General features: G+C 73.4%; 24 protein-coding genes and 1 pseudogene. 10 read left to right on the top strand and 15 right to left on the bottom strand.

All coding sequences use genetic code 11. The features are described from left to right. Positions 1 to 5: 5 nt before the first annotated feature. Complete coding sequence (gene hemH, locus I3V78_RS33300) at positions 6 to 1,085, top strand: ferrochelatase (RefSeq protein ID WP_204494021.1); 1,080 nt, start codon at positions 6 to 8, stop codon at positions 1,083 to 1,085. On the opposite strand, the gene I3V78_RS33295 is transcribed toward hemH, so the two are convergent. Both I3V78_RS33295 and I3V78_RS33290 read right to left on the bottom strand, forming a co-directional pair. Then, the gene (locus I3V78_RS33295; protein WP_204494018.1) at positions 1,030 to 2,121 is read right to left on the bottom strand and encodes a hypothetical protein; all 1,092 of its coding nucleotides are present in this window, start codon (positions 2,119 to 2,121) and stop codon (positions 1,030 to 1,032) included. The two genes, hemH and I3V78_RS33295, sit on opposite strands and share 56 nt — an antisense overlap. 98 nt (positions 2,122 to 2,219) lie before the next feature. Next, a complete protein-coding gene (locus I3V78_RS33290) occupies positions 2,220 to 3,128 on the bottom strand; it encodes an L-threonylcarbamoyladenylate synthase (RefSeq protein WP_239576835.1) in 909 nt (302 codons plus the stop codon). Between the two features lie 98 nt (positions 3,129 to 3,226). On the opposite strand from I3V78_RS33290, the gene I3V78_RS33285 reads away from it, so the two are divergent. Beyond that, complete coding sequence (locus I3V78_RS33285; RefSeq protein WP_204494015.1) at positions 3,227 to 4,639, top strand: TIGR01777 family oxidoreductase; 1,413 nt, start codon at positions 3,227 to 3,229, stop codon at positions 4,637 to 4,639. Here I3V78_RS33285 and I3V78_RS33280 read toward each other — a convergent pair. The 5 genes and pseudogenes from I3V78_RS33280 to I3V78_RS33265 all read right to left on the bottom strand — a co-directional run bounded on the left by I3V78_RS33280 (position 4,583) and on the right by I3V78_RS33265 (position 9,076). Beyond that, positions 4,583 to 5,437, bottom strand: coding sequence for a sulfite exporter TauE/SafE family protein (locus I3V78_RS33280; RefSeq protein ID WP_204494013.1), 855 nt, complete (start codon positions 5,435 to 5,437; stop codon positions 4,583 to 4,585). The two genes, I3V78_RS33285 and I3V78_RS33280, sit on opposite strands and share 57 nt — an antisense overlap. A gap of 5 nt (positions 5,438 to 5,442) precedes the next feature. Continuing rightward, the gene (locus tag I3V78_RS39605; protein ID WP_338023858.1) at positions 5,443 to 5,703 is read right to left on the bottom strand and encodes a rhodanese-like domain-containing protein; all 261 of its coding nucleotides are present in this window, start codon (positions 5,701 to 5,703) and stop codon (positions 5,443 to 5,445) included. Positions 5,704 to 5,760: 57 nt separating this feature from the next. Then, positions 5,761 to 6,444 (bottom strand): annotated as a pseudogene (locus I3V78_RS33275) (MBL fold metallo-hydrolase); the annotation flags it as partial. A gap of 99 nt (positions 6,445 to 6,543) precedes the next feature. Then, positions 6,544 to 7,785 carry a sigma-54 interaction domain-containing protein gene (locus tag I3V78_RS33270; RefSeq protein ID WP_204494008.1) on the bottom strand — a complete coding sequence of 414 codons (1,242 nt, stop codon included), beginning with the start codon at positions 7,783 to 7,785 and terminating at the stop codon, positions 6,544 to 6,546. 13 nt (positions 7,786 to 7,798) lie between these two features. Continuing rightward, on the bottom strand, positions 7,799 to 9,076 hold the full coding sequence (locus I3V78_RS33265) for an NAD(P)/FAD-dependent oxidoreductase (RefSeq protein ID WP_204494005.1): 1,278 nt from the start codon (positions 9,074 to 9,076) through the stop codon (positions 7,799 to 7,801). Positions 9,077 to 9,289: 213 nt separating this feature from the next. Between I3V78_RS33265 and I3V78_RS33260 the strand changes: the two genes are divergently transcribed. Next, positions 9,290 to 9,790: a hypothetical protein gene (locus I3V78_RS33260; protein WP_204494003.1), complete on the top strand. Its 501-nt coding sequence runs from the start codon at positions 9,290 to 9,292 to the stop codon at positions 9,788 to 9,790. A 7-nt stretch (positions 9,791 to 9,797) separates the two neighbouring features. Here I3V78_RS33260 and I3V78_RS39600 read toward each other — a convergent pair whose 3' ends face one another. After that, positions 9,798 to 11,630, bottom strand: a complete 1,833-nt coding sequence (locus I3V78_RS39600; RefSeq protein WP_239576833.1) for a phage tail family protein — start codon at positions 11,628 to 11,630, stop codon at positions 9,798 to 9,800. A gap of 49 nt (positions 11,631 to 11,679) precedes the next feature. Then, on the bottom strand, positions 11,680 to 12,309 hold the full coding sequence (locus I3V78_RS33250; protein ID WP_204494001.1) for an acyl-CoA-like ligand-binding transcription factor: 630 nt from the start codon (positions 12,307 to 12,309) through the stop codon (positions 11,680 to 11,682). Positions 12,310 to 12,416: 107 nt separating this feature from the next. On the opposite strand from I3V78_RS33250, the gene I3V78_RS33245 reads away from it, so the two are divergent. Then, positions 12,417 to 13,064, top strand: coding sequence for a hypothetical protein (locus tag I3V78_RS33245; RefSeq protein WP_204494000.1), 648 nt, complete (start codon positions 12,417 to 12,419; stop codon positions 13,062 to 13,064). Between the two features lie 18 nt (positions 13,065 to 13,082). On the opposite strand, the gene I3V78_RS33240 is transcribed toward I3V78_RS33245, so the two are convergent. From I3V78_RS33240 to I3V78_RS33230, 3 genes are read right to left on the bottom strand one after another with little or no spacing between them, the layout of a single operon-like run. Then, a complete protein-coding gene (locus I3V78_RS33240; protein ID WP_204493998.1) occupies positions 13,083 to 15,341 on the bottom strand; it encodes a molybdopterin cofactor-binding domain-containing protein in 2,259 nt (752 codons plus the stop codon). Continuing rightward, positions 15,334 to 15,795: a (2Fe-2S)-binding protein gene (locus I3V78_RS33235; protein WP_204493997.1), complete on the bottom strand. Its 462-nt coding sequence runs from the start codon at positions 15,793 to 15,795 to the stop codon at positions 15,334 to 15,336. The genes I3V78_RS33240 and I3V78_RS33235 overlap by 8 nt, the downstream gene beginning before the upstream one ends. Beyond that, positions 15,792 to 16,463, bottom strand: a complete 672-nt coding sequence (locus I3V78_RS33230; RefSeq protein ID WP_204493995.1) for an Isoquinoline 1-oxidoreductase subunit — start codon at positions 16,461 to 16,463, stop codon at positions 15,792 to 15,794. The genes I3V78_RS33235 and I3V78_RS33230 overlap by 4 nt, the downstream gene beginning before the upstream one ends. 85 nt (positions 16,464 to 16,548) lie before the next feature. On the opposite strand from I3V78_RS33230, the gene I3V78_RS33225 reads away from it, so the two are divergent. The 4 genes from I3V78_RS33225 to I3V78_RS40020 are packed head-to-tail and all read left to right on the top strand — an operon-like array spanning position 16,549 to position 20,964. After that, entirely contained in the window at positions 16,549 to 17,478 is a 930-nt protein-coding gene (locus I3V78_RS33225) for an ABC transporter ATP-binding protein (protein WP_204493993.1), read from the top strand. Continuing rightward, a complete protein-coding gene (locus I3V78_RS33220; protein ID WP_204493991.1) occupies positions 17,475 to 18,200 on the top strand; it encodes an ABC transporter permease in 726 nt (241 codons plus the stop codon). Before I3V78_RS33225 ends, I3V78_RS33220 begins: the two co-directional genes overlap by 4 nt. After that, positions 18,197 to 20,014, top strand: coding sequence for a motility-associated ABC transporter substrate-binding family protein (locus tag I3V78_RS33215; RefSeq protein WP_204493990.1), 1,818 nt, complete (start codon positions 18,197 to 18,199; stop codon positions 20,012 to 20,014). Before I3V78_RS33220 ends, I3V78_RS33215 begins: the two co-directional genes overlap by 4 nt. Beyond that, positions 20,011 to 20,964 (top strand): hypothetical protein, encoded by a 954-nt coding sequence (locus I3V78_RS40020; RefSeq protein ID WP_204493988.1) that lies wholly within the window; start codon positions 20,011 to 20,013, stop codon positions 20,962 to 20,964. The genes I3V78_RS33215 and I3V78_RS40020 overlap by 4 nt, the downstream gene beginning before the upstream one ends. On the opposite strand, the gene I3V78_RS33205 is transcribed toward I3V78_RS40020, so the two are convergent. Further along, positions 20,939 to 21,331: a response regulator gene (locus I3V78_RS33205; protein WP_204493986.1), complete on the bottom strand. Its 393-nt coding sequence runs from the start codon at positions 21,329 to 21,331 to the stop codon at positions 20,939 to 20,941. The genes I3V78_RS40020 and I3V78_RS33205 overlap by 26 nt on opposite strands. Next, entirely contained in the window at positions 21,328 to 22,647 is a 1,320-nt protein-coding gene (locus tag I3V78_RS33200) for a sensor histidine kinase (RefSeq protein ID WP_204493984.1), read from the bottom strand. The genes I3V78_RS33205 and I3V78_RS33200 overlap by 4 nt, the downstream gene beginning before the upstream one ends. A 223-nt stretch (positions 22,648 to 22,870) precedes the next feature. Between I3V78_RS33200 and I3V78_RS33195 the strand changes: the two genes are divergently transcribed. Continuing rightward, a complete protein-coding gene (locus tag I3V78_RS33195; protein ID WP_204493982.1) occupies positions 22,871 to 24,379 on the top strand; it encodes an FAD-dependent oxidoreductase in 1,509 nt (502 codons plus the stop codon). A 12-nt stretch (positions 24,380 to 24,391) separates the two neighbouring features. After that, complete coding sequence (locus I3V78_RS33190) at positions 24,392 to 25,081, top strand: DNA-3-methyladenine glycosylase family protein (protein ID WP_204493980.1); 690 nt, start codon at positions 24,392 to 24,394, stop codon at positions 25,079 to 25,081. Positions 25,082 to 25,109: 28 nt separating this feature from the next. Here the strand turns inward: I3V78_RS33190 and I3V78_RS33185 are convergent, their stop codons facing one another. Beyond that, positions 25,110 to 25,715 carry an MXAN_6652 family MXYO-CTERM-anchored protein gene (locus I3V78_RS33185; RefSeq protein WP_204493977.1) on the bottom strand — a complete coding sequence of 202 codons (606 nt, stop codon included), beginning with the start codon at positions 25,713 to 25,715 and terminating at the stop codon, positions 25,110 to 25,112. Positions 25,716 to 25,736: the final 21 nt, after the last annotated feature.

Genomic DNA, 25,736 nt, shown 5'->3' with positions numbered 1-25,736 from the left:
CAATCATGTCACCCAAGGGCCTGCTGCTCCTCAACCTGGGCACCCCGGACGCTCCGGAGACGGGCGCCGTGCGCCGCTACCTGCGCGAGTTCCTCAGCGACAGGCGCGTGCTGGACATCCATCCGGTGGGCGCCTGGCTGCTGCTGCACGCCATCATCCTGCCCTTCCGCTCGCCCAAGAGCGCGCACGCCTACCGCACGGTGTGGACGGCGCAGGGCTCGCCCCTGATGGTGCACTCGCGCGCCCTCACCGCCGAGGTGGCGCGCGCGCTGGAGGGCGAGTACGTGGTGGAGCTCGCCATGCGCTATGGCAACCCGTCCATCCCGGACGCGGTGGCGCGGCTGCGCGCGCGGGGCGTGTCGGACTTCACCGTGCTGCCGCTCTACCCGCAGGAGGCCCCGTCCTCCTCGGGCTCGTCGCTGGCGCGCGTCTACGAGGTGCTGGGCTCGGGCTGGGACGTGCCCAACGTGCGCGCGGTGCCGGCCTTCCACGACCACCCGGGCTTCCTGGACGCCTTCAGCGAGGTGGCCCGGCCCGTGCTCTCCGACGCCCGGGCGGACCACGTCCTCTTCAGCTTCCACGGCGTGCCCGAGCGCCACGTGCGCAAGACGGACACCTCGGGCACGCACTGCCTGGCCTCGGCCTCGTGCTGTGACGCGCTCACCGACGTGAACCGCCACTGCTACCGGGCCCAGTCCTACGCCACGGCGCGGGGCCTCGCCGCGCGCCTGGGCCTGGCGCCCGGCACGTGGAGCGTCTCCTTCCAGTCCCGCCTGGGCCGCACGCCCTGGGTGAGCCCGTACACGGACTTCGTGCTCCCGGAGCTCGCGGCCCAGGGCGTCAAGCGCCTGGCGGTGATGTGCCCCTCCTTCGTCGCCGACTGTCTGGAGACGGTGGAGGAGATCGGCATCCGCGCCCGCGAGCAGTTCCTCGCCAGCGGCGGCGAGTCCCTCACGCTGGTGCCCTCGCTCAACGGGCACCCGACGTGGGTGGAGGCCGTGGTGCGGCTGGTGCGCGAGTCCGCGCCGGCTACTTCTTCACCCGCTTCTGGAGCGCCTCGGGCGGAATCGGCTTCACGGGGCTGAGCCGCACGGTGCGCTCGCCCGCGGGCGCGCCGGGCAGGACGAGCCCGCCGGTGGTGCGCGTGGTGAGGGTGGCCTCCCAGGTGCGCCACTGGCCCGTCTTCACCAGGAACTCGCCCCGGCCCGTCACCCGCATCTCGGCGGACGCGGGCGTGCCGGGGGTCCGGGTCTTGAGGGCCTTCCGGGTCGACATGCTCGCCTTCTGGGCCGCCTTGGAGGTGGACTTCAGGCGCTTGACCTCGAGCGCGTTCTTCTCGTCGTGCCCGTGGTCATGCCCGTGGTCATGCCCCTCCTCGTCCTCCTCGTCCTCCCCGGCGCCGTGGCTCCCCTCGGGCCGCAGCCGACCGGAGACGCTCTGGGTGAGCTCGTACGCGAGCGTCGCCACCTGCTCGCCGCCGTCGCCGGGGATGAGCGAGACGAGCTTCACCTCGTTCTTCTGCTGGGAGTCCGACGGGGTGAAGCCGGGCACCCCCGTCGTGTCCACCAGGTTCGCCGCCAGCCGCCACTGCGCGCCCGGGCCCACGGGGTCGGCCGGCAGCTCCAGCGTGAGCACCGCCAGGTTGCGCAGCTGGCCGGACAGCCCGTCGAGCACGAAGCCGCGCTCGCTCATGGAGGCCCGGTCCTCCTCGCCCCCGTCCTGGGGCAACAGGAGCACGGTGGGCTCGCCCGCCTCCGTCCTGCTCAAGAGGAAGAGGATCTTCTGCTCGCGTCCGGAGGAGGCCGGGGCCTCGGCGGGCTGCTCCGGGGCCTCCTTGCCCTTCTTGCCCCGGCGCGGGGCGGGGGCGGGGGCGGACCGGGCCGGGCCCGCCGTCGCCCCGGAGATGGTGGCCAGGAAGGCGGTGGGCTCCTGGAGATTCCAGCGCAGCACCACCTTGGAGGGATCCGGCCGCTCGGGCGCGGGCGTCGGGGCGGGGGGGGGCGGTGGAGGGGCCTGCGCTCCCGCGGGCCGGGGGATGGGCTCCATCTGACCGACGGGTTCATCCGAACAGGCGGAGAGCAGGCAGAGGGCGGCGAGCAGGCCGACGAGGCGCCGATTCACGGGCGAGGACTCCTGGGTGGAGGCGGCGGGCTCCAGGACGGCGCCCGTGCCTCACTCTACGGCAGGGCGCGCCGGGCCCGAAACAGATGGCCGGTCCTTCAGGGCTCCGGGGGCCGGGGCGCGGCGGCCCGGGCGAGCCGATCCCTCACCGCGAGGCCCAGGCCCTCGGCGCGCGGCAGGCAGGCCACCAGGACGTCGTGCCCGTGCGCATCCGCCTCGCGCAGCCGCGTGTAGAGCACCCGCGCCGCGCCGGACGGCTCCTCGGGCACCTCGTAGAGGGGGACGCCGGCGGGCAGCCCCAGGCCCTCGGGCCCGAGCACGCCCACCCGCTGGCCCTGGGCGCGCAGGGCCTCCACGCGCGCGGCCGCCTGCGCGGGCTCGCACAGGAGGACCCCCGCCCGGGGGGCGTAGTGCGAGGCGAGGCTGCCCGAGACGCGCACCGTGGACGACGTGCGCACCGGGACGGCACGGCCCAGCACCCGCTCCACGGCCTCCACGGCGAGGCCTCCGGGCCGCAGCACCGCGGGCTCGCCCTGGCTCAGGTCGACGATGGTGGACTCCACGCCCACCGTGCACGGGCCCCCGTCGAGCACGAGGTCCACGTCCTCGCCCAGGTCCGCCCGCACGTGCTCGGCGGTGGTGGGGCTCACCCGGCCGAAGCGGTTGGCGCTCGGCGCCGCCACGCCTCCGCCCAGCGCCTCCAACACCGCCCGGGCCAGGGGGTGCTGGGGCACCCGCAGCGCCACCGTGTCCTGGCCCCCCGTCACCGCGTCCGTGGCCCGCGCCGAGCGGGGCAGCACGAGCGTGAGCGGCCCCGGCCAGAAGGCCGCCGCGAGTCGTTGGGCCTCCTCGGGAATCGCGCGCACCCACGAGGCCATGGCCTCGGCGCTCGCCACGTGGACGATGAGCGGGTGGGTGGCGGGCCGGCCCTTGATGGCGAAGACGCGGCGCACGGCCAGCTCGTCCTCGGCGTTGGCCGCCAGGCCGTAGACCGTCTCTGTTGGCAAGGCGATGACACCGCCGCGCCGCAGCATTTCCACCGCGCGGGGGAGGAGGTCGGAGGTAAGCATTCGCGTGGGGCGCACTGTCGCCTCCCGGAGGGACGATGGGCAAGTCGCGGGTGTTCGAGGCACGCAGTCCCATGCCTGTCAGCGCCGAGGCGCTCTTCGCCTGGCATGACCGGGAGGGCGCCTTCATGCGCCTGGCGCCTCCCTGGGAGACCGTGGAGGTGGTGGAGCACCAGGGCGAGGGCATCCGCGAGGGCGCGCGCGTGGTGGTGCGCCTGCGCCTGGGCCCGCTCTCCCAGACGCTCACGGCGCGGCACACCCGGTACGTGCCCGGCTCGCTCTTCCAGGACGTGCAGGAGGCGGGGCCCTTCTCCAAGTGGATCCACACCCACCGCATGTGGGACGAGGGCTCGGCGGGCACCTCGCTCCTGGAGGACGAGGTGGAGTACGTGCTGCCCGTGGGGGCGCTCGGGCAGGCGGCGGGTGGGGGCTACGCGCGCCACCGCCTGGAGCGGATGTTCGCCTACCGCCACACGGTGACGCGCGAGGATCTGCGGCGCCACCAGGCGTTCGCCTCCCAGCCGCGGCTGACGGTGGCGGTGAGCGGCGCGTCGGGGCTGGTGGGCGGCGCGCTCGTGCCCTTCCTCACCACGGGCGGACATCGGGTGCGGCGGCTCGTGCGGGGCCGTCCCGAGGCGGGGGACATCGCCTGGGCCCCGGGGCAGGGCGACATGGACGTGGCCGCGCTGGAGGGCCTGGACGCGGTGGTGCACCTGGCGGGCGAGCCCATCGCCGACGGCCGGTGGACGCCCGAGCGCAAGGCGCGCATCCGCGCCAGCCGGGTGGAGGGCACGCGGGTGCTGTGCGAGTCGCTCGCGCGGCTGGCGCGCCCCCCGCGCGTGCTGGTGTGCGCGTCCGCCCTGGGCTTCTACGGCGCGCGGGGCGAGGAGGTGCTCACCGAGACGAGCGCGCCCGGGCAGGGCTTCCTCGCCGACATCACGCGCGAGTGGGAGGAGGCCACGGCCCCGGCGGAGCGCGCGGGCATCCGCGTGGTGAACCTGCGCCTGGGCGTGGTCTTGAGCGCGCGGGGCGGCGCCTTGGGCAAGATGCTGCCCGCCTTCCTCGCCGGCGCGGGGGGCCGCATCGGCGACGGCCAGCAGTGGCTGAGCTGGGTGTGCCTGGAGGACGTGCTCGGGCTCGTCCACTTCGCCCTCTTCACCCCGGACGTGCGGGGCGCGCTCAACGCGGTGTCGCCCCAGCCCGTGCGCCAGGCGGAGTTCGCCCGGACCCTGGGCCACGTGCTGTCGCGGCCCGCGCTCGTGCCCCTGCCGGCGCCCGCGGTGCGCGCGCTCTTCGGGGAGATGGGCGACGCGATGCTGCTCGGCAGCACCCGCGTGCACCCGGAGGTGGCCACCCGCCAGGGTTTCCCCTTCCTCCACCCCTCGCTGGAGCAGTCACTGCGCTTCACCCTGGGCCGCACCACCGAGGGCGCGCGCTTCCGGCACGCCTGAGCCGGTCGGCCGCGCGTGGGCCTCGCCCGGGTGCAGCGGGGCGAGGGCGCGCCGGTTCTGGTAGAGCATCCACGTCCCCATCACCACGAGCAGCCCCGCGAAGGCGCGCTGGAGCGCCGCCTGGGACACGCTCCGCGACAGCCGGGTGCCCGCGAGGATGCCCACGATGGCCAGGGCCGAGAAGGCCCCCAGGCGCGCCCAGGGCACCTCCACGTGGCCCAGGTGCCCCGCGAAGCCGACCAGGGAGTTCATCGCGATGACGAGCAGGCTCGTGCCCACGGCGCGCTTCATCGGCAGGCCGACGAGCAGCACGAGCGCCGGGACGATGAGGAAGCCTCCACCCACGCCCACCAGCCCCGTGAGGGCCCCCACCGCCAGCGCGGCCCCGGCCACCAGGACGCGGGGGGCCCGGTGGGGCACGGGCGCCCGCGCGGGCGCGGCTCGCCGGGCCTTGCGCGACAGGAACACCGCCGCCACCCACATCACCGTGGCGAACAGCAACAGCTGCTGCGCTCCCGTCAGGAAGACCGACAGGCGCGCGCCCGCGAAGCTGCCGCCCATGGCCAGTCCGCCGAAGAGCAGGGCCGCGCGCGGCTGGAGGTTGCCCTCGCGCCAGTGGCCCCACGCGCCCACGAGGCTCGTGCTGCCCACGGTCGCCAGCCCCAGGGCGATGGCCTGCTTGGGCTCCACTCCCAGGACGTAGACGAGCAGGGGCACGGTGAGGATCGAGCCGCCCCCTCCGAGCAGCCCCAGACTCAGGCCGATGAGCACCGCGAGCGGAAGACCGAGCAGGGACATGGGGCTCAGGCGTCCGTCCCGGGCATCGCGCGCACCGCGAGCATGCCGCCCTGGAGGTTGTAGAGCCGGCGGAAGCCCCGCTCGGCCAGGGCCCGCGCCGCCCGGCCGGAGCGGTTGCCCGAGCGGCAGATGAGCAGCAGCGGCGCCTCCCGATCCCACCCCGCGCTCGTGTCCTCCAGGGTCGCCAGCGGCACCAGCTCCGCGCCGGGCAGGTGGCCCAGGGGGCCGTGGAACTCGTCGGGCTCGCGCACGTCGACGTAGCGCACGCCCCCGCCCAGGGTGCCCAGGTGCTCGGGCGCGATGTCGCCCACGGCGGGCACGACGGGCACGGCGCGTCCACAGGCGCGGTTGGCGGGCACCGCCACGTCCATCTTCCGGGGCGGCGGCAGGCGCAGGTTCGCCATGAGGTGGATGAACTCCTCGCGGCTCTTGCCGGCGAGGCGCGGGTTGTGCCGCTTCTCCTCGCCGATGGTCGTCTCCGTGCGGCCCTGGTAGTCGTGCGCGGGGTAGACGCGCGTGTCGTCGGGCAGGGCGAAGAGCACCTGGGTGATGGAGTCGTGGAGCTGGCCCGCGTCGCCATTCTGGAAGTCCGTGCGCCCGTTGGCGCGCACGAGCAGCGTGTCCCCGGTGAACACCCGGTCCTCCAGCAGGTAGCTCACGCTGTCGTCCGTGTGGCCGGGCGTGGCGAGCACCCGCAGGCACAGGCCGCCCACCCGCACCTCGTCGCCATGCCGTACCCGTCGGCTCACGCACGCCGCGCCCCGCTCGCTCGCCACCACCTGGCACCCGGTGCGCTCGCGCAGCACGCCCGCCGCGGTGATGTGGTCCGCGTGCACGTGCGTCTCCAGCACCTGCGTGAGCGTGAGGCCCAGCTCCTCCACGCACGCCAGGTCCCGCTCCAGTTGCTCGAGCACGGGATCGATGAGCGCCGCGTGCCGCGTGGCCGGGTCGCCCAGGAGATAGGTGTAGGTCGAGGACTCGGGGTCGAGGAGCTGTCGGAAGTGCATGCCCCCGCGCCAGTGCGAGCCCCATGCCAGGGCCGCTCCCTCGGAGGACCGTCTCCGACGGGGGCGGGGACGCGTTGCGCGCGAACGCCCTGAAACACCCTACCGGCCGCGCAGCCGGCGCCACAGGGTGACCCGGCTGATGCCCAGCAGGCGGGCCGCCTCGGTGCGGTTGCCACCCGCCCGGTCCAGGGCCGCCTGGAGGGTCTCGGCGGACAGCGCGGGCGCGGGCGCCGGGGGAGGGGACGCGGCGGGCCGCGGGCGGACCTCGGAGAACTCGGGGGGCAGGTCGGCCTCGTGCAGCACCGGGCCCTCGCCGATGACGAAGGCGTACTCCATCACGTTGCGCAGCTCGCGCACGTTGCCCGGCCAGTCGTGGCCGCGCAGCAGGCGCTCGGCGCCGGGGGACATGCGCTCCACGCGCCGCGAGCCCGGGCGCTCCCACTGCGCGAGGAACCGCCACGCCAGGGGGAGGATGTCGCTTCTCCGCTCGCGCAGCGAGGGCAGGAACAGCGGCACCACGCGCAGCCGGTACATCAGGTCCGCGCGGAAGCGGCCCGCCTCCACCTCGCGGCGCAGCGCCCGGTGCGTGGCGGCGACGATGCGCACGTTCACCGGCACCGCCGCGCCGCCCCCCACGGGGATGACGGTGCGCGTCTCGAGCGCCCGCAGCAGCTTGCCCTGCGACTCCAGGGGAATCTCCCCCACCTCGTCGAGGAAGAGCGTGCCGCCCTCGGCGAGCCGGAAGTGGCCCGGGCTGTCGCGCACCGCGCCGGTGAAGGCCCCCCGGGTGTGGCCGAACAACTCGCTCTCCAGGAGGCTCGGCGGCAGCGCGGCGCAGTTGATGGCCCGGAAGGGGCCCTTGTGCCGCGAGGAGATGGCGTGCAGGGCATTGGCCACCAGCTCCTTGCCCGTGCCGGACTCGCCGCGCACGAGCACGCTCGACTCGGTGCGCGCCACCTTCTCCACCAGCCGGAACAGGTGCTGCATCGCCGGCTCGCGCGTCCACATGCCGTGGAACGTCTCCTCGGCGCTCTCCCGAGGGCCGGGCGCGTCCCCGAGCAACACCACCCAGCCGCCGCCCTGTCCGTGGGGCTCCAGGGCGATGGCGCGCGCCCGGGTGCCCTCGGGCCCGCGCCCCGGGTGAGAGAGCGCCGCGAGGGCCTCGGGGCCCCCGGGCAGGCCCAGCACCTCCGAGAGCGGGCGTCCCGGGCGCAGCGCGGCCCCGAGCCGGGTGAGGGCCTCGGGGGTGGCGGCGGTCACCCGCCCCCGAGCGTCGACGAGCAGCAGGGGACCGGCGAGGGCTTCCAGGGCGGACAGTTCCAGGGAGGGCGGGTGGGTCATGAGCGAGCGTCGCTCAGGCCCTGCCCCGGAGCATCAAGTCCCAGTAGAGCCGCGGCAGGCCGTACTTCTTGAGCAGCCACATGTCGCGCCGCTCCTTGAGGCTGTCGATGAGGGGGAAGGAGGGCGTGGGTTTGCCCTCGTAGCCGAATTCGGCGAGCAGCAGCTTGCCATAGCCGGTGGTGAGCGGGCAGGAGGCGTAGCCGTCGTACGTGGCGGTGGGCTCCTGGCCGCGCATGACGGCGAGCAGGTTCTCCACCAGCACGGGCGCCTGCTTGCGGATGGCGGCGCCGGTGCGCGAGGTCGGCAGGTCCGAGGCGTCTCCCAGGGCGAAGACCTCCGGGTGGTCCGGATGGCGCAGCGTGTACTTGTCCGCCTTCACCCAGCCCCGGGTGGGGCCCTCGTGCCAGGCCAGCGGGCTCTTCTGGATGAAGTCCGGCGCGCTCTGGGGCGGGCACACGTGGAGCACGTCATAGGGCAGGACGACCTCTTCGGCCGAGCCCTCGGGCGTCGTGCGCGTGAAGACGGCCTCGTTCGCCGCGCCCCGCACCTCCACCAGGTTGTGCTGGAAGCGCGTGTCGATGCCATAGCGCTTCACCACCCCCTCCAGCACGGCGGCGTACTCCTTCACGCCGAAGATGGACTTGTTCGCCGAGGCGAAGACGACGTGCGCCGCGTCCTGGAGGCCCCGCTTCCGGAAGTGGTCCGCCGCCAGGTACATGATCTTCTGCGGTGCGCCCGCGCACTTCACCGGCGTGGCCGGGTGGGTGAAGAGCGCGGTGCCCCCCTGGAAGGCGCGGAGCATCTCCCACGTCTTGGGGGCGTAGCGCACGTCGTAGTTGCTGGAGACGTTGGGCCGGGACTCGAGCGCCTCGCGCAGGCCGCGCACCTTGTTCCAATCGAGCTGGATGCCGGGCGCCACCACGAGGAAGTCGTAGCCGAGCCGCTGTCCGCCGCGCGTGCCCACCGTGCGGGCGACTGGGTCCACCTCCTCGGCCCAGTCCTGGATCCACGTCACGCCCTTGGGGATGTAGCGGGCCTCGTCGCGCACGGTGTCCTCGATGCGCGCCGCGCCCGCGCCCACGAGTGTCCACAGGGGCTGGTAGTAATGGTGGGCGCTGGGCTCGAGGATGGCCACGTCCTTCTGGCCCGCGCGCGCCAGACGGGCCGCCACGCACAGGCCCGCCGTCCCGCCGCCGATGATGAGGATGCGATGCCGCGCCGTGCCTGGACTCCGGGCGAGCCGCGCTTCCTGCCCCTGCGCGCGGACGTGCTCGCTCACCGTGTCGCTCATGTCGCTCTCCCGTGGATGGCTCCGCCCGAGGTGGGCGTGCGTCGAGCCCGAACCCCAGTGCAGCGCGCATGCCAGCCCGTGGACCCGGCGCCCCCGAGAGACCTCGCGTTCCCGGCTGTTTCAGGGCGCGTTTCACGGTGTTTCAGCGCCCGCGGCGAGCAGGGGGGCGGCACCCTAGGCGCGAGCCTCCCAGGTGTGCCAGGGTTCGGGCGCATGTGGCGCCTCCACGCTTCCCTCGTGCTCCTGCTGTTGGCGGGTTGTCCCCGTGGCACCCGGCTCGACGATGCGTTCGAGCCCAATGACGATGCCTCCCAGGCGACGCCGCTCACCCCGGGCACGCCCATCGAGGCCCGGGCGAACCAGGGCAACCCGGATGTCTTCGCGCTCGAGGCGCCCGAGGCACGCACGCTCGTCTTCCGCATGGAGTCGCTGGGCCAGGACAACTGCCCGGCCTTCACCGTGAACGGGCCGGACGGAGGGTTGCTCTACGAGGATCGCCACCGCTTCTGCTCGCGTGGCCCCGACGAGGCCTGGAAGGCGCCCGGCGTGGAGCTGCTCCTCTTGGACGTGCGGGGCTACCAGATCGGGACCTACGAGCTGCGCGTGCCCACCGCGCGCGCCGGGCGCTACCTGCTGACCATCCTCGAGCAGGGCCGTGTGGACAACACGGTCCCCTTCAGCTGGGACTACCGGCTGACGGCGCGCGTGGAGTGAGCGCGGGTCAGCGCGAGCCCTCGCCGCGCTTCACCATGGCCCACGCCTCCATGGCGTAGTCCAGCTCGGCGGGGCTCAGGGCGGGCACCCAGTCCTGGGGCGTCACCTGCCCATCCCCCTTCAGGCCCCGGCCAATCTCCTCCATCAGTCCGGCCTGCTGCTCCGGGTTGAGCTCCGCGAAGGACTTGCCCTGGGCGACGCCCTCGCGCCACTCGTAGGCGCCGTTGCGCGAGCCGGACTCCAGCGAGGAGGTGAACTGGGCCAGCAGCGCGCGGTGGATGTAGTCGCCGCCCCCGTTCTGGTTCTGCCAGATGTGACCCATCTCGTGCACGAGCGTCTCCAGCCCCACGTCCGTGAGCGTGCCGTCCGGGTTGAAGTTGTCCCCGCCCCAGGCGCTGGTCATGTAGACGGTGTTGCCCACCACGTGCGGGGCCATGTTGGTCCAGTCCGTGGAGCCGCCCTGCTTGATGCGCACCTGCGAGTAGTCGATGGAGTCCCCGTAGACCTGGCGCAGCATCTGGATCTCGGAGTCGTTGAGCCCGCGCGAGGGCTTCTCGGCGAAGGCGAGCGTGAGGCCGGCGTTGGCCGCGCCCTGGATGCCGCGCATGAGCGTGTCCACGATGTTGCCCGCGAACCGGGTCCCCATGTCGACGAAGCCCTGGCCGAAGCGCTTCGCGGCCTTGCCCCACTCGCCCTGGAAGCCGAGCTTGAGCGCCTCCTCCGTGCCGCGCAGCAGCGCCAGGGGGCTCTCGGTGACCGTGCGGAACGCGTCCCGGACGATGCCTCCCGCGGTGTCGACCACGGTGCGCGCCGCGTCGACCACCCGGCCGCCCACCTCCCGCAGCGGCTTGCCGAGCGGCCCCAGCAGGTGGCTGGCCCCGTTGATCAGATTCCCGGCGCCATCGAGCACGCCATTCACGACGCGCAGGGGCGCCTGCAGGAAGGCCTTGTCGGCGCCGCGCACGAGCGACTGGAAGGCATCCGTCACCTCGCCCTTGACGAGGTTGGAGACGAAGCCGCCGACGCCCTCGCCGATGCCGGTGGCGAACGTCTTGGCGCCCTCGACGAGCCCCTTGCCCACGGAGACGACCGCGTTGCCGACGTCCTTGGCCGTGTTCACGACGGCGTTGGCCACCGACTTGGCTCCCTTGGCGATGGCCTTGAAGGGGTTCCAGAACTCCACCTCGACCGAGCGGCCGTTGAGCTGGATGAGGCCCTTGTCGTTCTCCGCGCGGATGTCGGCGATCTGCGCCGCGCTCAGCTTCTCGCCGCTGAGCACCCGGCGGAACAGCTCGCCCTCGTCCCCCGGCGTGTCCGCGACGTTGAGCTGCGCGTCGAGGTGGTGGCCCGCCTCCTCCACATAGGTGGACGCCGCGAGCGAGGGGTTGCCCTTGAGCTCCTGGTTGAGCAGCACCGTGCCGGACTCGGAGTCGTAGGCGCCGTGCGCCCCGCCGAGCACGTCCGCGCCCACCCACTGCACCGGGGGCAGCCACTCGAAGTCCCCCGCGAGCGCCTGCTGCCGGTACTGCTCGGCCTTCGTCGCGTCATACCCCTCGCCGAAGATGCCCTTCAGGGTGTCGTGAAAGGTGGCTTTGTCCTCGGCGAGCGCGCCGAACTGCTCCCGCATCAGCGTCTGGACGTCCGCCGGCTGGGTCGGGGGCGCCGGGGTCTTGCCCGCGACGGCGGAGGCGTCGAAGGCGTCCCGGGGCGCCGAGCGGAGGGTCTGTCCAGGCTGCTGGGACGCGGTCCTCGGTTCGAGGTCCGAGGATGCATCGCGTCGGGGAGCCCAGGTCGGGGCGCGCTGGCCAATCTTCATGCGGCGATTATCGCCAATCCGCACGCGGAGTTGTTCTCCGCCCCGGCGATTGCCCGCCTGGTCGTACGTCGAGTCATTTCCGGAGCCCGGCCGCCGCCGTGACGACGGCGGTGAGCGCGTCGAAGGCCTCGTCCGTGACGGGGCCCATGTCCCGGTCGTCACTCTGCGCCCAGGCGGTGATCGCCGCGTCCACCGCGCCCATGGACACGGTGGCGGTCAGGCGCGCGAGCATCGGGGACTTGGGGCCCGGGGGCAGCCGCTCGGCGATCACCTCGGCGAGCTGCTCGCGCCACTGGTCCTGGGTGACGAGGAAGTGCCCGCGCAAGGAGGGCGTGCGCTGGATGAGCCGGAGCACCGCCCGGGTGCGCTCCGCGTCCTGGGTGAGGCGCTCGATGACCGACCCGATGGCGTGGCGCAGCGACACCAGCGGCTGCTCGTCCCGGGGACGCAGGCGCAACGCGGTCAGCAGGGCCGTGCCCGCCTCGGTGAACTCGGAGGTGACCACGTCCTCCTTTGTCGCGAAGTAGCGGAAGAACGTCCGCTTGGAGATGCCCGCCGCCTTGGCCAGGTCATCGATGGTGACGGCATCGAAGCCGTGCTCGATGAGCGGCACCACGGCGAGCTCCGCGATGTTCGCCCGGACCAGCCGCTGCTTGCGCTCTTGCAGCGAGCCGGGCGCCAGGGCGGCTTCGTTCTCCTTCATTGGCGTAGCTGAACCTACTTTCCCTTCCTCGGCAATCCTGGCGCTTGGTGTTGCTCCTGGCACTCGATGCCATTAGCGTCCCGGAGTGGCGAATACGAGGAGCCCCCATGATCAACCCCCGCTTCCTGTCCGCGGTCTCCCTCTCCGGGTCGAAGCTCTCGGCGCGCATCGTGGCCCGAGGGGCCGCGGGGGTGCGCAGCTTCTCGGTGGACCATGGGTACATCGTGTCCTCCGAGTCGACCGTGCCCGAGGAGGGGCTCCTGGCCCTGCTCGTGTCGGAAAAGCGGCTGGAGGCGGGGCCCGCCGCGCGTCTGGGCAAGGCGGCCGTGAAGCGCGGGGTGGCGCCGGAGCTCCTGCTGCTCGAGGAGAAGCTCATCCAGCCCGTGGAGGTGGTGGGGGTCCTGGAGAAGCTGGCGGTGATGCGCTTCCGGGCGGCGATGCTCGGGGAGGGGCAGGCGGCGGCGGCGGCCGGAGGCGTGGGCCGGGGCACCATCCGACTGCACCTCGGGGCCCTGCTGCTCGAGCAGTTCCGCGCGCTGCCTCCCGAGGAGGTCCAGCAGTACCTCGGCGTCACCTCGGGGGCGCTGACGCTGCACGCGGACCAGGACGTGTTGGGGGCCTTGCGCCTGCAGCCCGCCGAGCTTCGCGCCGCGCGCCAGACGCGGATTCCGCTCGGGGGGGACGTCCAGAACGAGCGGGCCGTGCGGCTGGGCGGGGCGCTGCTCGCGCTCGGGCTCGCGACGTGGCACCCGTAGCGCGGGGCCGTCCTCCGCTCAGACGCGGACCGAGCGGACCAGGGGCAGCTCGCGCACGCGGGTGCCCGTGAGCGCGAAGACGGCGTTGGCGAGCGCCGGGGCCACGGGAGGCACGCCGGGCTCACCCACGCCACACGGAGGCCCCTCGCTGGGGACGATCTCCACGTGGATGCGCCGGGGCGTCTCGGCCAGGCGCGCCAGGCGGTAGTCGCGGAAGTTGCCCTGCTCGGTGGCGCCGCCCTTCATGGTGATGGCGCCATAGAGGCCCAGGCTCAGTCCGAACACCACCGCGCCCTCCATCTGCGCGCGCACGCGCTCGTGGTTGATGATGGTGCCCGCGTCCGCGACGATCCACGCCTCGTCCACCCGGATGACCCCGTCCTCGCCCTTCACCACCGACACCACCACCGCCACGTAGGCGAGGAAGCTGCGGTGCGCGGCGAGCCCTAGCGCCCGGCCCTCCTGCTTGCGCGCGTCCCACCGGGACAGCGCCGTCACCCGCTCGATGACGTGGTGCATGCGCGCGGTGTCGATGGGGTGCTGTTCGAGCGACTGGCCGTAGTTGCGCACCTTCTCCACGCCCAGCTCCTTTGGCGTCACGATGCGCGGGCGGCCGAGCACCTCCAGGAGCATGGCCTTGGAGTCGGTGCCACGCGCGTGGGCGATCTCGTCGATGAAGCTCTGCACGGCGAACGCGTGGTAGATGTTGGCCACCGAGCGCATCCAGCCGATGCGCGTGTGGGCGCGGGCCTCGCCGTTCTCCACGCGGACGTTCGGGATGTCGAGCGGCAGGTCGACGATGCCCTGGTTGAGCTCGTTGTCGCCGCCGTAGGTGGCCCCCGAGAAGATGGAGCCGATGGGCGGGAAGGCGATGCGGTGGTGCCAGGCGAGCACCTTGCCCTGGTCGTCGAGCGCGGCGGTGAGCCGCTGGGCGCTGGTGGAGTGGTAGTAGTCGTGGCGCACGTCGTCCTCGCGCGTCCACTGCACGCGCACGGGGGCGCCCACGGCGCGCGACACCAGGGCGGCCTCGGCCACGTAGTCCGGCTTGGACTTGCGGCCGAAGCCGCCGCCCAGCAGCGTCACGTGCACGGTGACCTGGGCCTCGTCGATGCCGAGCGCGCGGGCGACCTCGGTGCGCGCGGCCTGGGGATTCTGGGTGCAGGCCCACACCTCGCAGCTGCCCGCCGCGTAGCGCGCCACCGCGGCCGGGGGCTCCATGGGGGCATGTGCCAGGTGGGGCGTGTGGTAGTCGGCGGTGAGGCGGCGCGAGGCGCTGGCGAGCTGCGTGTTGGCGTCGCCCACCTCGCGCACGACCTTGCCCGTCGCGCCGAGCACGCGCGTGAGCTCCTGCTTGTACGCCTCCGAGTCGTAGACGGCGTTGTCACCCGGGTCCCAGGTGATGTCGAGCGCGGCGCTGCCCTTCATCGCGGCCCAGGTATTGGTCGCCACCACGGCGATGCCGCCGAGCGGCTGGAAGGCGAAGGGCAGGGTGGGCGCGGGCAGCTCCACCACCTGCTGGACGCCCGGCACGGCGAGCGCGCGCGTGGCGTCATGGCGCAGCACCTTGCCACCGGCCACCGGGGGCCGCTGGATGATGGCGGTGAGCATGCCGGGCAGCACCACGTCCGCGCCGAACTTCGCCCGGCCGGTGACGATGTCCGGCCCGTCCAGCAGGGGCAGCTCCTTGCCCAGGTGGCGCAGCTCCGAGCGGGGCCGGAGCGTGACGCTCTCGCGCTTGGGCACGGCCAGCTTCGCCGCGTCGGTGGCCAGGGCGCCAAAACCGAGCGTGCGCCCGCTGCCCTTGTGGAACACGGCGTGGTCGCGCGCCTCGCACGCGCTCGCGGGCACGCCCCAGCGCTTGGCCGCCACGGCGACGAGCATGGTGCGCGCGGTGGCGCCCACGTAGCGCAGCTCGTCGAAGATCTTCCGCACGCTGCTGGAGCCGTCCGTGTTCTGGTCCCCGTAGGCCGTGTCGCCATCGCCCTGGACGAGCTTCACCCGGGCCATGTCGGCGCCCAGCTCGTCCGCGATGAGCACGGGCAGCGAGCTGCGCACGCCCTGGCCCATCTCCGAGCGGTGGCACACCATCGTCACGACGCCATCGGGCGCCACGTGCACGAAGACGTTGGGGCGAAAGCCCGTCTCGGGCACGGGGGGCCACGCGGTGGGCATGGCGGCGGCCGCGTTCGTGGGCGTCAGCTCCAGCGCGAGCCCGGCGGCGACCAACCCCAGGCCCTCCAGGAAGGAGCGGCGCGACAGGCGGATGGTGTTACTCACAGGTCACCCCCGCGGCCTTCTTGATGGCGCAGCGGATGCGCGGGTAGGTGCCGCAGCGGCAGAGGTTGCCGCTCATGGACTGGTCGATCTCCGTGTCGCTCGGCTGGGGCTTCTTGGAGAGCAGCGCCGCGGCGGTCATGATCTGCCCCGCCTGGCAGAAGCCGCACTGGGGCACGGCCAGCTCCACCCAGGCCTTCTGCAGGGGATGGGAGCCGTCGGGCGACAGGCCCTCGATGGTGGTGACCCGGCGGCCCTCGGCGCGGCTCACGGGGGTGACGCAGGCGCGCACGGCCTCGCCGTCCAGGTGCACCACACACGCGCCGCACAGCGCCTGGCCGCAGCCGTACTTGGTCCCCGTGAGCCCGAGCACGTCCCGGAGGGCCCACAGCAGCGGCATCTCCGGGTCGACTTCCAGCTCGCGCTCGGTGCCATTCAACGTCAGGTGGATGCTCATGGCCGTGCCTCCTCGGTCGGGCACTCGGCGCCGTCGCGCACCCAGGCGGCGATCAGTGCCCCGAACTGTTCTTGGGTTCCGGGCGCGGGGGGTCGGTCCCATCCGGGCGACCAGCCCCACGCGACCAACTCGTCGTGCGCGGAGTGCTCGATGATCTGCTCCAGGCTCTTGTCGCCATTGCGCCGGCGGTCCTTGAGCTGCTCGCACAGGGCGCGCGGGGTGAGCCCCACCCACGCCATGACGCGCGGGGCGAGGTGCCACTTGGGCGCGCCCGGGACACGCGCGTGCGAGAGGTTGTGGTCCTGGTGGCAGGACGTGCACTCCAGGCCGGGCACGCCCTGGTCCGCGGCGCCGCGGAAGACGGGCGGATTGTGCGCCTCGCCCCGCTCGCCTTGCAGGGGCGAGTCCCCGGCGGGGTGGCAGTTGGTGCAGCGCGGGTGGAGCATCACGCGGCTGGCTTCCAGGAACAGGGCGCGCGAGCGCTCGGGGCGGGAGGGGATGCGCGCGAACAATTCCGGCGCGCGCAACTCCTGGGCGCTCACGGGCGGCAGGCTCTCGGTGGGGGAGGCGGGCACGTTGCCGCGGCCCGCGCAGGCCAGTGCGAGCACGGTGCACAGGGCACCGGCTCCCGCGAGCGCGGCGGCGAGGGTTTCCGGACGATGACTCATGGAGCGGCTCTCTCGACGGCGGGGGGAAAGGGCGTCGCGCAGGATAACCGTCTCGACGCGGGTTTTCCTGTAGGAAGTCGTCCTCATGATCCAGGTGGAGGGGCTGACCAAGTACTACGGCGATCGGGCGGCCATCCGCGACCTCTCCTTCGACATCGCGCGAGGGGAAGTCGTGGGCTTTCTCGGGCTCAACGGCGCGGGCAAGTCCACGACGCTGCGGATCCTCGGGTGCGTGCTGCTGCCCACCTCCGGGCGGGCGCGGGTGGAGGGACTGGACGTGGGGGCCGAGTCGCACGCGGTGCGCCAGCGCATTGGTTACCTACCGGACACGCCACCGCTCTACGAGGAGATGGACGTGGGGGACTTCCTCGCGTTCGTGGCGCGGCTGCGGGGCGTGCCCTCGCGGCAGGTGGCCGCCCGGGTCGCCGAGGCCGAGGAGAAGACGGGCCTTGGCGAGGTGGACACGGCGCCCATCGCCTCGCTCAGCCATGGCTACCGGCAGCGCGTGGGCCTGGCCCAGGCGATCGTGCATCGGCCGGCGCTGGTGCTGCTCGACGAGCCGGGCGCGGGCCTGGATCCCCAGCAGTTGGTGGAGATGCGTGCCCTGCTGCGGGGCCTGCGGGGCGAGCACACGGTGCTCGTCTCCAGCCACCTGTTGCCGGAGATCAGCCAGACGTGTGACCGGCTGTTGATCCTCAAGGACGGGGAGCTGGTGGCGCGGGGCACGGAGGCGGAGCTGGCGCGGCGCTGGGGTGGCGGGGGCTTCATCGAGGTGGAGGTGCGGGGCCCCCGCGAGCGCGTGGTGGAGGTGCTGAGTCCCTGGGGCGAGGTGCGCGTGCGGAGCGAGGCGGCGGACGTGGTGACGCTGGAGGTGGTCGCCCCCGCCGAGGCGCGGCCCCAGGTGGCGCGGGCCCTGGTGGAGGCGGGGCTCGAGCTGCTGCGCCTGGACCGGGGTGTGGAGTCGCTCGAGGCGCTCTTCCTGCGGCTCACCGGACGCCCGGAGGACGCGGCATGAGGCGCGCCCTGCTCATCGCGCGCCGGGAACTCGGGGCCTCGCTGCGCACCTTCCAGGGCTACCTCATCATCGCCCTGGTGCTGGCGGTGGATGGGCTGCTCTTCAACGCCTACGCGCTGAGCGGGGTGAGCAAGCGCTCCTCGGAGGTGGTGTCGCTCTTCTTCCTGTTCTCCAGCGGCACCACGATGGTGGCCTCGGTCTTCATCTCCATGCGGCTGCTCGCCGAGGAGCGCCAGGCGGGCACGCTGCCCCTCCTGGCCTCCTCGCCGGTGAAGGACCACGAGATCGTCCTGGGCAAGTTCCTCGCGGCGCTCGTCTTCCTGTCGCTGCTGACGTTGTCCACGGTCTTCATGCCGCTCTTGGTGCTCGTGCACGGTCGGCTGTCGCTCGGGCACATCGCGGCGGGCTACCTGGGCCTGCTGCTGCTCGGAAGCGCGTCGCTGGCCATCGGCACGCTGGGCTCGGCGCTCGCGCGCAACCAGGTGCTGGCCGCCGTGTTCTCCGGGTGCATGCTGGTGGCGCTGCTCACCTGCTGGTGGCTCGCGCGCATCACCGAGCAGCCCCTGTCGGATGTCTTCGGCGCGCTGGCGCTGTGGAACCAGCACTTCCCGCCCTTCCAGGCCGGCGTGGTGCACGTGCGTGACGTCGTCTACTACCTGCTCGTCACCTACGTGGCCTTGTTCGCCGCCACGCGGGTGCTCGAGGCCCGGCGGTGGCGATGACGTCCGGTCCGAGTCCGGCCTCGGGGGTGTCCGCGCTGTATGGCGGGGCGCTCGGCGTGCTGCTGCTCGGCGAGCGGGTGGCGGGCGGCGGTCGGGCGCGTCTGGGGCTCGGGGCGCTGGGCGGGGCGCTGCTCGTGCTCGCGCTGCTCTGGAGCCGGGCGCGGGTGGGGCGGGCCTCGGGCGAGGGGCGGGTGCTGGAGCGCTGGCGGGGCCGGCTCTTCCTGCTCGGGGCGCTGGGCGTGGGGTTGCACTTCCTCCGGGCGGAGGGCGCTCTCCACGCGCTGGGGCCCGAGTGGACCCAGCGCGTGTCGGTGCTCGTCCCCGTGCTGCTGGTCCTGGCGCTGGGGCCGCTCGGGTGGCTGGAGTGGGCGGTGGGGGGCCTGGGGCGTGCGCCGGTGCTGGAGCTGGGCCGGGTGCGCGCGGCGCTGCGCGCGGGCCTGGGCCTGGCGCTCGCGCTCGTCTTCGCCTTCTCCACCCAGTACGTGGCCACGCGGTTGGATGTCTCGTGGGACCTCGCGTACTTCCGCACCACCCGGCCCGGAGAGGCCACGCGCGGGCTCGTGCGCCAGCTGCGGGGGCCCGTGGAGGTGACGCTCTTCTTTCCGCCCGCCAACGACGTGGGCCAGGCGGTGGCGCAGTACCTGCGGGAGCTCGCCCGCGAGTCGCCGCTGCTCGTCGTGGAGGTGTTGGACCAGGCGGTGGAGCCGGGCCGGGCGCGGGAGCTGGGCGTGGGGGAGAATGGCTCGGTGGTGTTCAGCCGGGACGCGCGGCGCGAGCGCCTGAAGCTGCCCCTGGACCTGCCCACCGCGCGCGGGGCGCTCCAGCGGCTGGACGAGGAGGTGTTCCGGCGGCTGCGCGAGGTGTCGCGGCCCCGCCGGGTGCTGTACCTGACGACGGGGCATGGCGAGCGGAGCCTCCGGGCCCGGGACGCGACGGCGCTGGAGGGCGCGACGCCGGGCATGTCCCGACTGGAGGAGTGGCTGCGGGTCCTCAACGTGGAGGTGCGCCCGCTCGGCGTCGCGGAGGGACTGGAGACGGACGTGCCCGGGGACGCGGCGGTGGTGGCCCTGGTGGGACCCGCGCGCGAGCCCTCCGCCGCGGAGCTGGCCGCGCTGCGCCGATACGTGGAGCGCGGGGGCCGGTTGTGGCTCGCGCTGGAGCCGGACGGGCCGGACCTGGCGACGCTGCTCGAGCCCTGGGGCCTGCGCGTGTCCGGTGTGCCCCTGGCCCACGCGCAGCGCTTCCTGCGCCAGAGCCACCAGCGGAGCGATCACGCGAACCTGGTGACGTCGACGTTCTCCCCGCATGCCGCCGTGTCCACCCTCGCCGCGCTGGGGGCGGAGGCGTCCGTGGTCTTCTCCGGCGCGACGGCGCTCGAGGTGCTCCAGCCGCTGCCCCGGGACGTGACGGTGGACGTGACGGTGAAGGCCGCGCCGGAGACGTTCCAGGACGGCGACCGGGACTTCACCGCCGGGCCCGAGGAGCCCCGGAGCGCCTGGCCCCTGGCGGTGGCGTGGGAGCGCAAGCGTCCGGGCGCGGCGGCCTCGCGGGTGGTGCTGCTGGGGGACGCGGACGTGCTCACGGACGCGGCGCCCCGGGGCTACGGCAACGCCTACCTCCTGGTGGACACGGTGCTCTGGCTGTTGGGCGAGGAGGCCCTGGCCGGCGCCTTGTCGAACGAGGAGGACGTGCCCGTGCGGCACACCCGGCGGCAGGACGCGGTGTGGTTCTACTCGGCCGTCTTCCTCGCGCCCGCGCTGGTGCTGGGCGTGGGTGGACTGGTGACGCGGCGGCGGCGTGGGGGGCGTCGATGAGCCCGCGGGGCGTGGGGCTTCAGGGCGTGCTCGCGGCCCTCGCGCTGGGGGCCGCGCTGCTCGTGAGCCTGCGCGCGCCGCCCGGGGCGCCAGGCGAAGTCATGGTGCTGGACGTCGCCGCGCGGGACCTGCGGCGCGTGCGACTGGAAACGGCGGCGGGCCCGGTGGAGTTGTTCCGCGAGCCGGGGTCGGGGGACACGCCCTGGCTGCGGCTGGGGGCGCGGGAGGTGCGGGGCAACGGGGACGCGGCCCGGCTCTTCACCCGCTTCGCGCCCCTCCGGGCCGCCCGGGACCTGGGGGTCCTGGACGCGGCGCACCTGGCCGAGGTGGGCCTGACGGCCAGCACCGAGCGCCTGCGCCTGTCCCTGACCCAGGGCGAGCAGGTCTTCCGGCTGGCGGCGCCCGCGTCGGGGTGGCGCGGCCCCTACCTGCTGCGCGAGTCGGACGGGCACGTCTTCCTCCTGAGCGCCTCGCTGCTGCCGGACCTGGAGCACGCGGCCCATCGGCTCGTGGACCGCGCGCTGCATGCCTTCGGGCCCGGGGACTATGAAACCCTCACCCTGACGCTGGAGGACCGCGCGCGCGCCTTCCGGCTCGTGCCGCGCGCGGACCGGCCGGTGGCGCTCATTCCCGTGGAGCCCCCGGGCGCCGCGCCCGAGGAGGCCGCGCGCCGGTGGCACGAGCGGCTCACCCTGCTGGCGCCCGCGGCGGGGGACTTCCTCGGCCGGGGCGAGGCGCCCGCCGACGGGCCGCTCGCCGCGGCCTTCCGGGTGGACTACGGCCGGGGCGGGGCGCGGGTGGGCTTCCTGGAGGTGGCCCGGAGCGCTGCGGGTGTGCACTACCTGCGCACGGAGCACACGCCGGGCTGGGTGCGGCTGGCGCCCTGGGCGGACTCGCTCGCGGAGGAGGCACGGCGGGGCGTGCTCACGCCGCCGCCGCCACCGCCTTGAGCACGCGCTTCACTTCCTCGACGAGGGCGTCGGGCAGGCACGGCTTGGTGACGTAGGAGTAGCAGCCCGCGTCCTGGGCCTCGTGCGAGTGCCCGCTCATGGTGTGGCCGGTGAGGGCCACCACGGGAATGGAGCGCGTGCGGTCATCGCCCTTGAGCACCCGCGTGGCCTCCCAGCCATCCATCACCGGCAAGGACAGGTCCATGAGGATGATGGAGGGCCTGAGCTCCATGGCCTTGTCCACCGCCTCCTGGCCGTTGCGGGCCTCGGCCACGCGGAAGCCGGAGAACTGCAGGTACTCGGCGTACATCTCCCGGGCGTCCTGGTAGTCGTCGACGATGAGCACGAGGGGGGCCGCGCCGCTCATGGCCGCCTCGCGCGCCGGGGCAGGTACAGGGTGAACGTCGAGCCTTGTCCCACGGCGCTCTCCAGCGCCACGCGCCCATCCAGCATGGCGGCCAGGCGGCGGCAGATGGACAGGCCCAGGCCCGTGCCGCCGTAGGGCCGCGTGGGCGAGTTGTCCACCTGCTGGAAGTCCTCCCAGATCTTCTCCTGGTGGGCCGGGTCGATGCCAATGCCCGTGTCCGTCACGGAGATGTGCAGCGTGGCCGTGGCGACCTCGTACGACGTCTTCACCTTGATGGAGCCCTCGTGGGTGAACTTGAGCGCGTTGGACAGGAGGTTCACGAGGATCTGCTTCACCTTCTGCCGGTCGCTGTGCACCTCGGGCAGGTGCGGGTCCAGCGCGGCGCTCACCGCCAGCTTGGAGCGCACGATGATGGGATCCAGCTCCGCCATGACCTCCTGGATGAGCTCGGGCAGGCGGAACTCGGACAGGTGCAGCGGCATCCGGCCCGCCTCGATGCGCGTGATGTCGAGGATCTCGTTGATGATCTCCAAGAGGTGGCGCCCGTTGGAGTCGATGCGGCTGAGGCTGCGGCGCTGGGCGGGCGGCGGCTCGCCGTTGACGCCCTGCAAGAGCATGTTGGTGTAGCCGAGGATGGCGTTGAGCGGCGTGCGCAGCTCATGGCTCATGTTGGCGAGGAACTGGGACTTGGCGGCGCTGGCCTGCTCCAGCTGGATGGCCTGGCGGCGCAGCAGCTCGTTCTGCGTGGCCAGCTCCTCCGTGGCGGCGTTCACCCGGGCGGCCAGCTCGCTCGAGGCGGCCTCGAGCCGCGTGAGCTGACGGCCCTTGTACAGGCGCGTGAGGTGGGTGCCCAGGTGGGTGGCGAGCCACTTCACGTCGCCGGACAGCTCGGCGCTGCCGGACGACACGAGCAACAGGCCCGGCGGCGGCGCTCCGGGCGAGGCCCGGCCGAGCGACAGGGTGTAGAGCCCACCGCGCGAGGGCGGCAGCTCCGGCGCGAACGGGCCCGGCGGGTGCCAGCGCGGCTCGTTCCACTGGAGGGCTTCCACCAGCGGGTGCCGCGTCTCGTGCAGGGCGAGCACGAAGCCCTCCACGCCGGGCATGCCCGAGGAGGCCAGCGGCACGAGGCAGTGGGAATCGGACTCATCAGGCGCGAGACACAACACCTGTTCGGCCTGGGTATGGCGCATGAGCCACGACACCGCGGCTTCCGCGCACGTCCTGGCTTCGTCGCACCCGAGCAGGAGCTCGGAGAACGCGAGCCGCGCCTCGGGGCTCGGCGTGAGAGGTGTCGACAGGGCGGCGATGGATGACAAGAGGCGGCGCTCCGGGGTCCTCGGGGTTGAAGGGTCGGGCAGAGCTGTCGGTGGCGTCGAGTAGCTCCATGGTAGTGTGTCCTGTCGCCGCGATGGCCAACGTCTCGCGGACCAGGATGTTCGTTGGTGCACATCCCAAGGCTCCACTGCCGGACAGGCAGGCATGCGGGGACGCCTGCTCGCTCCCTCTACCGGCCCTCGGCCGCGTTCTTAGCCTTGGGGAATGAGCGACGAGCGCGAACACAAATCCCTGTGGACGGCGACGACCCCTCTTCCGCGTTATCCCGCGCTGTCGGGGGACCTGGAAGTGGACGTGGTGGTGGTGGGCGGTGGCATCGCGGGGCTCACGACCGCCTGGCTGCTGAAGCAGGAAGGCAAGCGGGTGGCGGTGGTGGAGATGCACCGGGTGCTGTCGGGCCAGACGGGGCAGACCACGGCCCACCTCACCGAGCTGCTGGACACGCCCTACGACACCCTGGTGTCGGACTTCGGCGAGAAAGGGGCCCGGCTGGCCGCCGCCTCCGTGCGGGCCTCCATCGAGACCATGGCCGGGCTGGTGACGCGGCTGGGCATCGACTGCGACTTCCAGCGTGTGCCCGGCTACCGCTACGCGGAGACGCCGGCGCAGGTGGAGTCCCTGGAGCGCGAGGCGTCGGCGGCCCGGGAAGCGGGGCTGTTGTGCTCGCTCACGGACGACGTGCCCCTGCCCTATCCGGTGCTGCGTGCCCTGCGGGTGGAGGACCAGGCCTGGATCGAACCCCGCAAGTACCTGGGCGCCCTCGCCGCGCGGATTCCGGGGGACGGGTGCCACGTCTTCGAGGACACCCAGGTGACGTCCATCCACGAGGGCGAGCCCTGCAAGGTCACGACCTCGCGGGGGGTCATCACCTGCCGGGACGTGGTGGAGGCGACGACCACGCCGCTCAACCGCGTGCTGCTGCACACCAAGCTCTACCCCTACCGCACCTATGTGGTGGCGGGACGGCTCGAGGGGCCACTGGCGCCCGGGCTCTACTTCGACAGCGAGGACCCCTACCACTACATCCGCACCCACCGCGTGGACGGCCAGGAGTACGTGATCGTGGGCGGCGAGGATCACAAGGTGGGCACCGAGGAGGACACCCGCCGCTGCTTCGAGGCCCTGGAGGACTACCTGCGCCGGCGCTTCCCCGCGACCGAGGTGGCCTACCGCTGGTCGGGCCAGGTCATCGAGCCGGCGGACGGCCTGCCCTACATCGGGCGCAATGGCGCCTCGCACCACGTCTGGGTGGCCACGGGCTTCTCGGGCACGGGCATGACGTTCGGCACGCTGTCGGGGATGATCCTCTCGGATGCCATCCTCGGCCGGGACAACCCCTACGCGGCGCTCTACGACGCCACGCGGGTGAAGCCGGCGGCGGGGGCGCGGGACTTCGTGCAGGAGAACGCGGACGTCGCGTTCCACTTCGTGGCGGACCGGCTCTCCCGGCCCGACGCGCGGGACTTGTCCGAGGTGCCCGCGGGTGAGGGGCGCATCGTCGAGGTGGAGGGCGAGAAGGTGGCGGTGTACCGGGACGACGGGGGCGGGGTGCACGCGGTGAGCCCGGTGTGCACGCATCTGGGCTGCCACGTGCACTGGAACACCGCCGAGCGCTCGTGGGACTGCCCCTGCCATGGCGGGCGTTTCAGCCCCACGGGCGAAGTGCTCAACGGGCCCGCGCTCAAACCCCTGGCGTGCAAGAAGATCCGGTGACGAAATGCACGCATGCCCGCGCCCGTCAGTGACGTCGTCCCTTCCGCCGACAGCCTCCTGCCCGAGGGCTTCACGCCCGCCGCCCGGCGCGCGCTGGCCAAGGCGGACCCCGTCCTGGGCGCGTGGATGAAGCAGGTGGGGCGCTTCGCCTTGACGGTGGAGGCGCCCCACAGCCCCTTCCAGGCGCTGGCGCGCTCCATCGCCTACCAGCAGCTCACGGGCAAGGCGGCGGCCACCATCTTCGGCCGGGTGTGCGCGCGCGTGGGGGAGGGCAAGGCCTTCACCCCCGAGGCGGTGCTGGCCGTGTCCGTGGAGCACCTGCGCGAGGCGGGCCTGTCGGGCGCGAAGACGGCGGCGCTGCGGGACCTGGCGGCCAAGGCGCTCGAGGGCGAGGTGCCCACGCTGGCCCGGGCCCGGCGCATGAGCGATGCGGCCCTGGTGGAGCGCCTGACGAAGGTGCGCGGCATCGGCCAGTGGACGGTGGAGATGCTGCTCATCTTCCGGCTCGGGCGGCCGGACATCCTGCCCGTGGACGACTACGGCGTGCGCAAGGGCTTCATGCGCGTCCATGGCCTCTCGGCCTTGCCCACGCCCAAGGAACTGCTGGCCCATGGGGAGCGCTGGCGGCCCTGGCGCTCGGTGGCGAGCTGGTACCTGTGGCGCGCGGCCGACTTGCCGGAGAGCCCCGCCTCGGCGGAGTGAGGCCCTCCGGCGTGTCGCTGGACGGACTTCAGCTCCAGCGGCGGCGCAGCACGGGCAGCACGGCGGCGGCCAGCGCGAAGGCGGCGAGCGACGCGCTGCCCGTGGTGGAGCAGCCGCCCTGGGCCTCCGCGGCGTCGCCCTTGGCGCCGGGCACGGTCACGCTCAGGGTGGTGGTGCTGCCCCGGTCGCCCTCGCTGCCCAGGTCGCCGTTGGCGGAGTTGCCGGCGCCGAAGATCTTGATCGTCCCCGGCGTGGTGGGGGCGACGAGCGAGAAGTCGAAGCGCAGCTCGTTGCCGGTGAAGGCCTGGGGCTTGATGTGCGTGATCTCATCGCCAATCGTCTTCGAGCCCGTGCCCGCGGCGAGCTTCGCCGCGCTGTTGTCCACGGCGACGTTCATGCCGCCCACCTTCGCGGCGCCGCCGGTGATGACGAGCGTGTACTGGCCGGTGGCGCCCGGCTCGAGCTCGGTGGGGCCCGTGATCGTCACGGTGGGCGCGGTGCCACCGAAGTGGCAGCCATTGCAGGACTGGTTCTGCTTGTTGGACTGGCCGGAGACCCCGGCACTGTTGGCGAAGGCGGAAGAGGAGAGGAGAGACAGGGACAGCGCGCTCAGGGCACGAAGGGCGAAACGCATGCGAACCTCCACGAATACGCC

Origin of the sequence: Archangium primigenium (genome assembly GCF_016904885.1) — a bacterium.
Lineage (GTDB): Bacteria > Myxococcota > Myxococcia > Myxococcales > Myxococcaceae > Cystobacter > Cystobacter primigenius.
This window is presented reverse-complemented; position numbering and strand designations above follow the sequence as displayed.

Excerpts from the sequence above, each read along its gene's own strand:
- I3V78_RS33185 (WP_204493977.1), bottom strand. The coding sequence starts at position 25,715 with ATGCGTTTCGCCCTTCGTGCCCTGAGCGCGCTGTCCCTGTCTCTCCTC.
- I3V78_RS33260 (WP_204494003.1), top strand. The coding sequence starts at position 9,290 with ATGTGGCGCCTCCACGCTTCCCTCGTGCTCCTGCTGTTGGCGGGTTGT.
- I3V78_RS33235 (WP_204493997.1), bottom strand. The coding sequence starts at position 15,795 with ATGAGCATCCACCTGACGTTGAATGGCACCGAGCGCGAGCTGGAAGTC.
- I3V78_RS33270 (WP_204494008.1), bottom strand. The coding sequence starts at position 7,785 with ATGACCCACCCGCCCTCCCTGGAACTGTCCGCCCTGGAAGCCCTCGCC.
- I3V78_RS33285 (WP_204494015.1), top strand. The coding sequence starts at position 3,227 with ATGGGCAAGTCGCGGGTGTTCGAGGCACGCAGTCCCATGCCTGTCAGC.
- I3V78_RS40020 (WP_204493988.1), top strand. The coding sequence starts at position 20,011 with ATGAGCCCGCGGGGCGTGGGGCTTCAGGGCGTGCTCGCGGCCCTCGCG.
- I3V78_RS33250 (WP_204494001.1), bottom strand. The coding sequence starts at position 12,309 with ATGAAGGAGAACGAAGCCGCCCTGGCGCCCGGCTCGCTGCAAGAGCGC.
- hemH (WP_204494021.1), top strand. The coding sequence starts at position 6 with ATGTCACCCAAGGGCCTGCTGCTCCTCAACCTGGGCACCCCGGACGCT.
- I3V78_RS33265 (WP_204494005.1), bottom strand. The coding sequence starts at position 9,076 with ATGAGCGACACGGTGAGCGAGCACGTCCGCGCGCAGGGGCAGGAAGCG.
- I3V78_RS33220 (WP_204493991.1), top strand. The coding sequence starts at position 17,475 with ATGAGGCGCGCCCTGCTCATCGCGCGCCGGGAACTCGGGGCCTCGCTG.
- I3V78_RS33225 (WP_204493993.1), top strand. The coding sequence starts at position 16,549 with ATGATCCAGGTGGAGGGGCTGACCAAGTACTACGGCGATCGGGCGGCC.
- I3V78_RS33195 (WP_204493982.1), top strand. The coding sequence starts at position 22,871 with ATGAGCGACGAGCGCGAACACAAATCCCTGTGGACGGCGACGACCCCT.
- I3V78_RS33215 (WP_204493990.1), top strand. The coding sequence starts at position 18,197 with ATGACGTCCGGTCCGAGTCCGGCCTCGGGGGTGTCCGCGCTGTATGGC.
- I3V78_RS33190 (WP_204493980.1), top strand. The coding sequence starts at position 24,392 with ATGCCCGCGCCCGTCAGTGACGTCGTCCCTTCCGCCGACAGCCTCCTG.
- I3V78_RS33245 (WP_204494000.1), top strand. The coding sequence starts at position 12,417 with ATGATCAACCCCCGCTTCCTGTCCGCGGTCTCCCTCTCCGGGTCGAAG.
- I3V78_RS33205 (WP_204493986.1), bottom strand. The coding sequence starts at position 21,331 with ATGAGCGGCGCGGCCCCCCTCGTGCTCATCGTCGACGACTACCAGGAC.
- I3V78_RS33230 (WP_204493995.1), bottom strand. The coding sequence starts at position 16,463 with ATGAGTCATCGTCCGGAAACCCTCGCCGCCGCGCTCGCGGGAGCCGGT.
- I3V78_RS33280 (WP_204494013.1), bottom strand. The coding sequence starts at position 5,437 with ATGTCCCTGCTCGGTCTTCCGCTCGCGGTGCTCATCGGCCTGAGTCTG.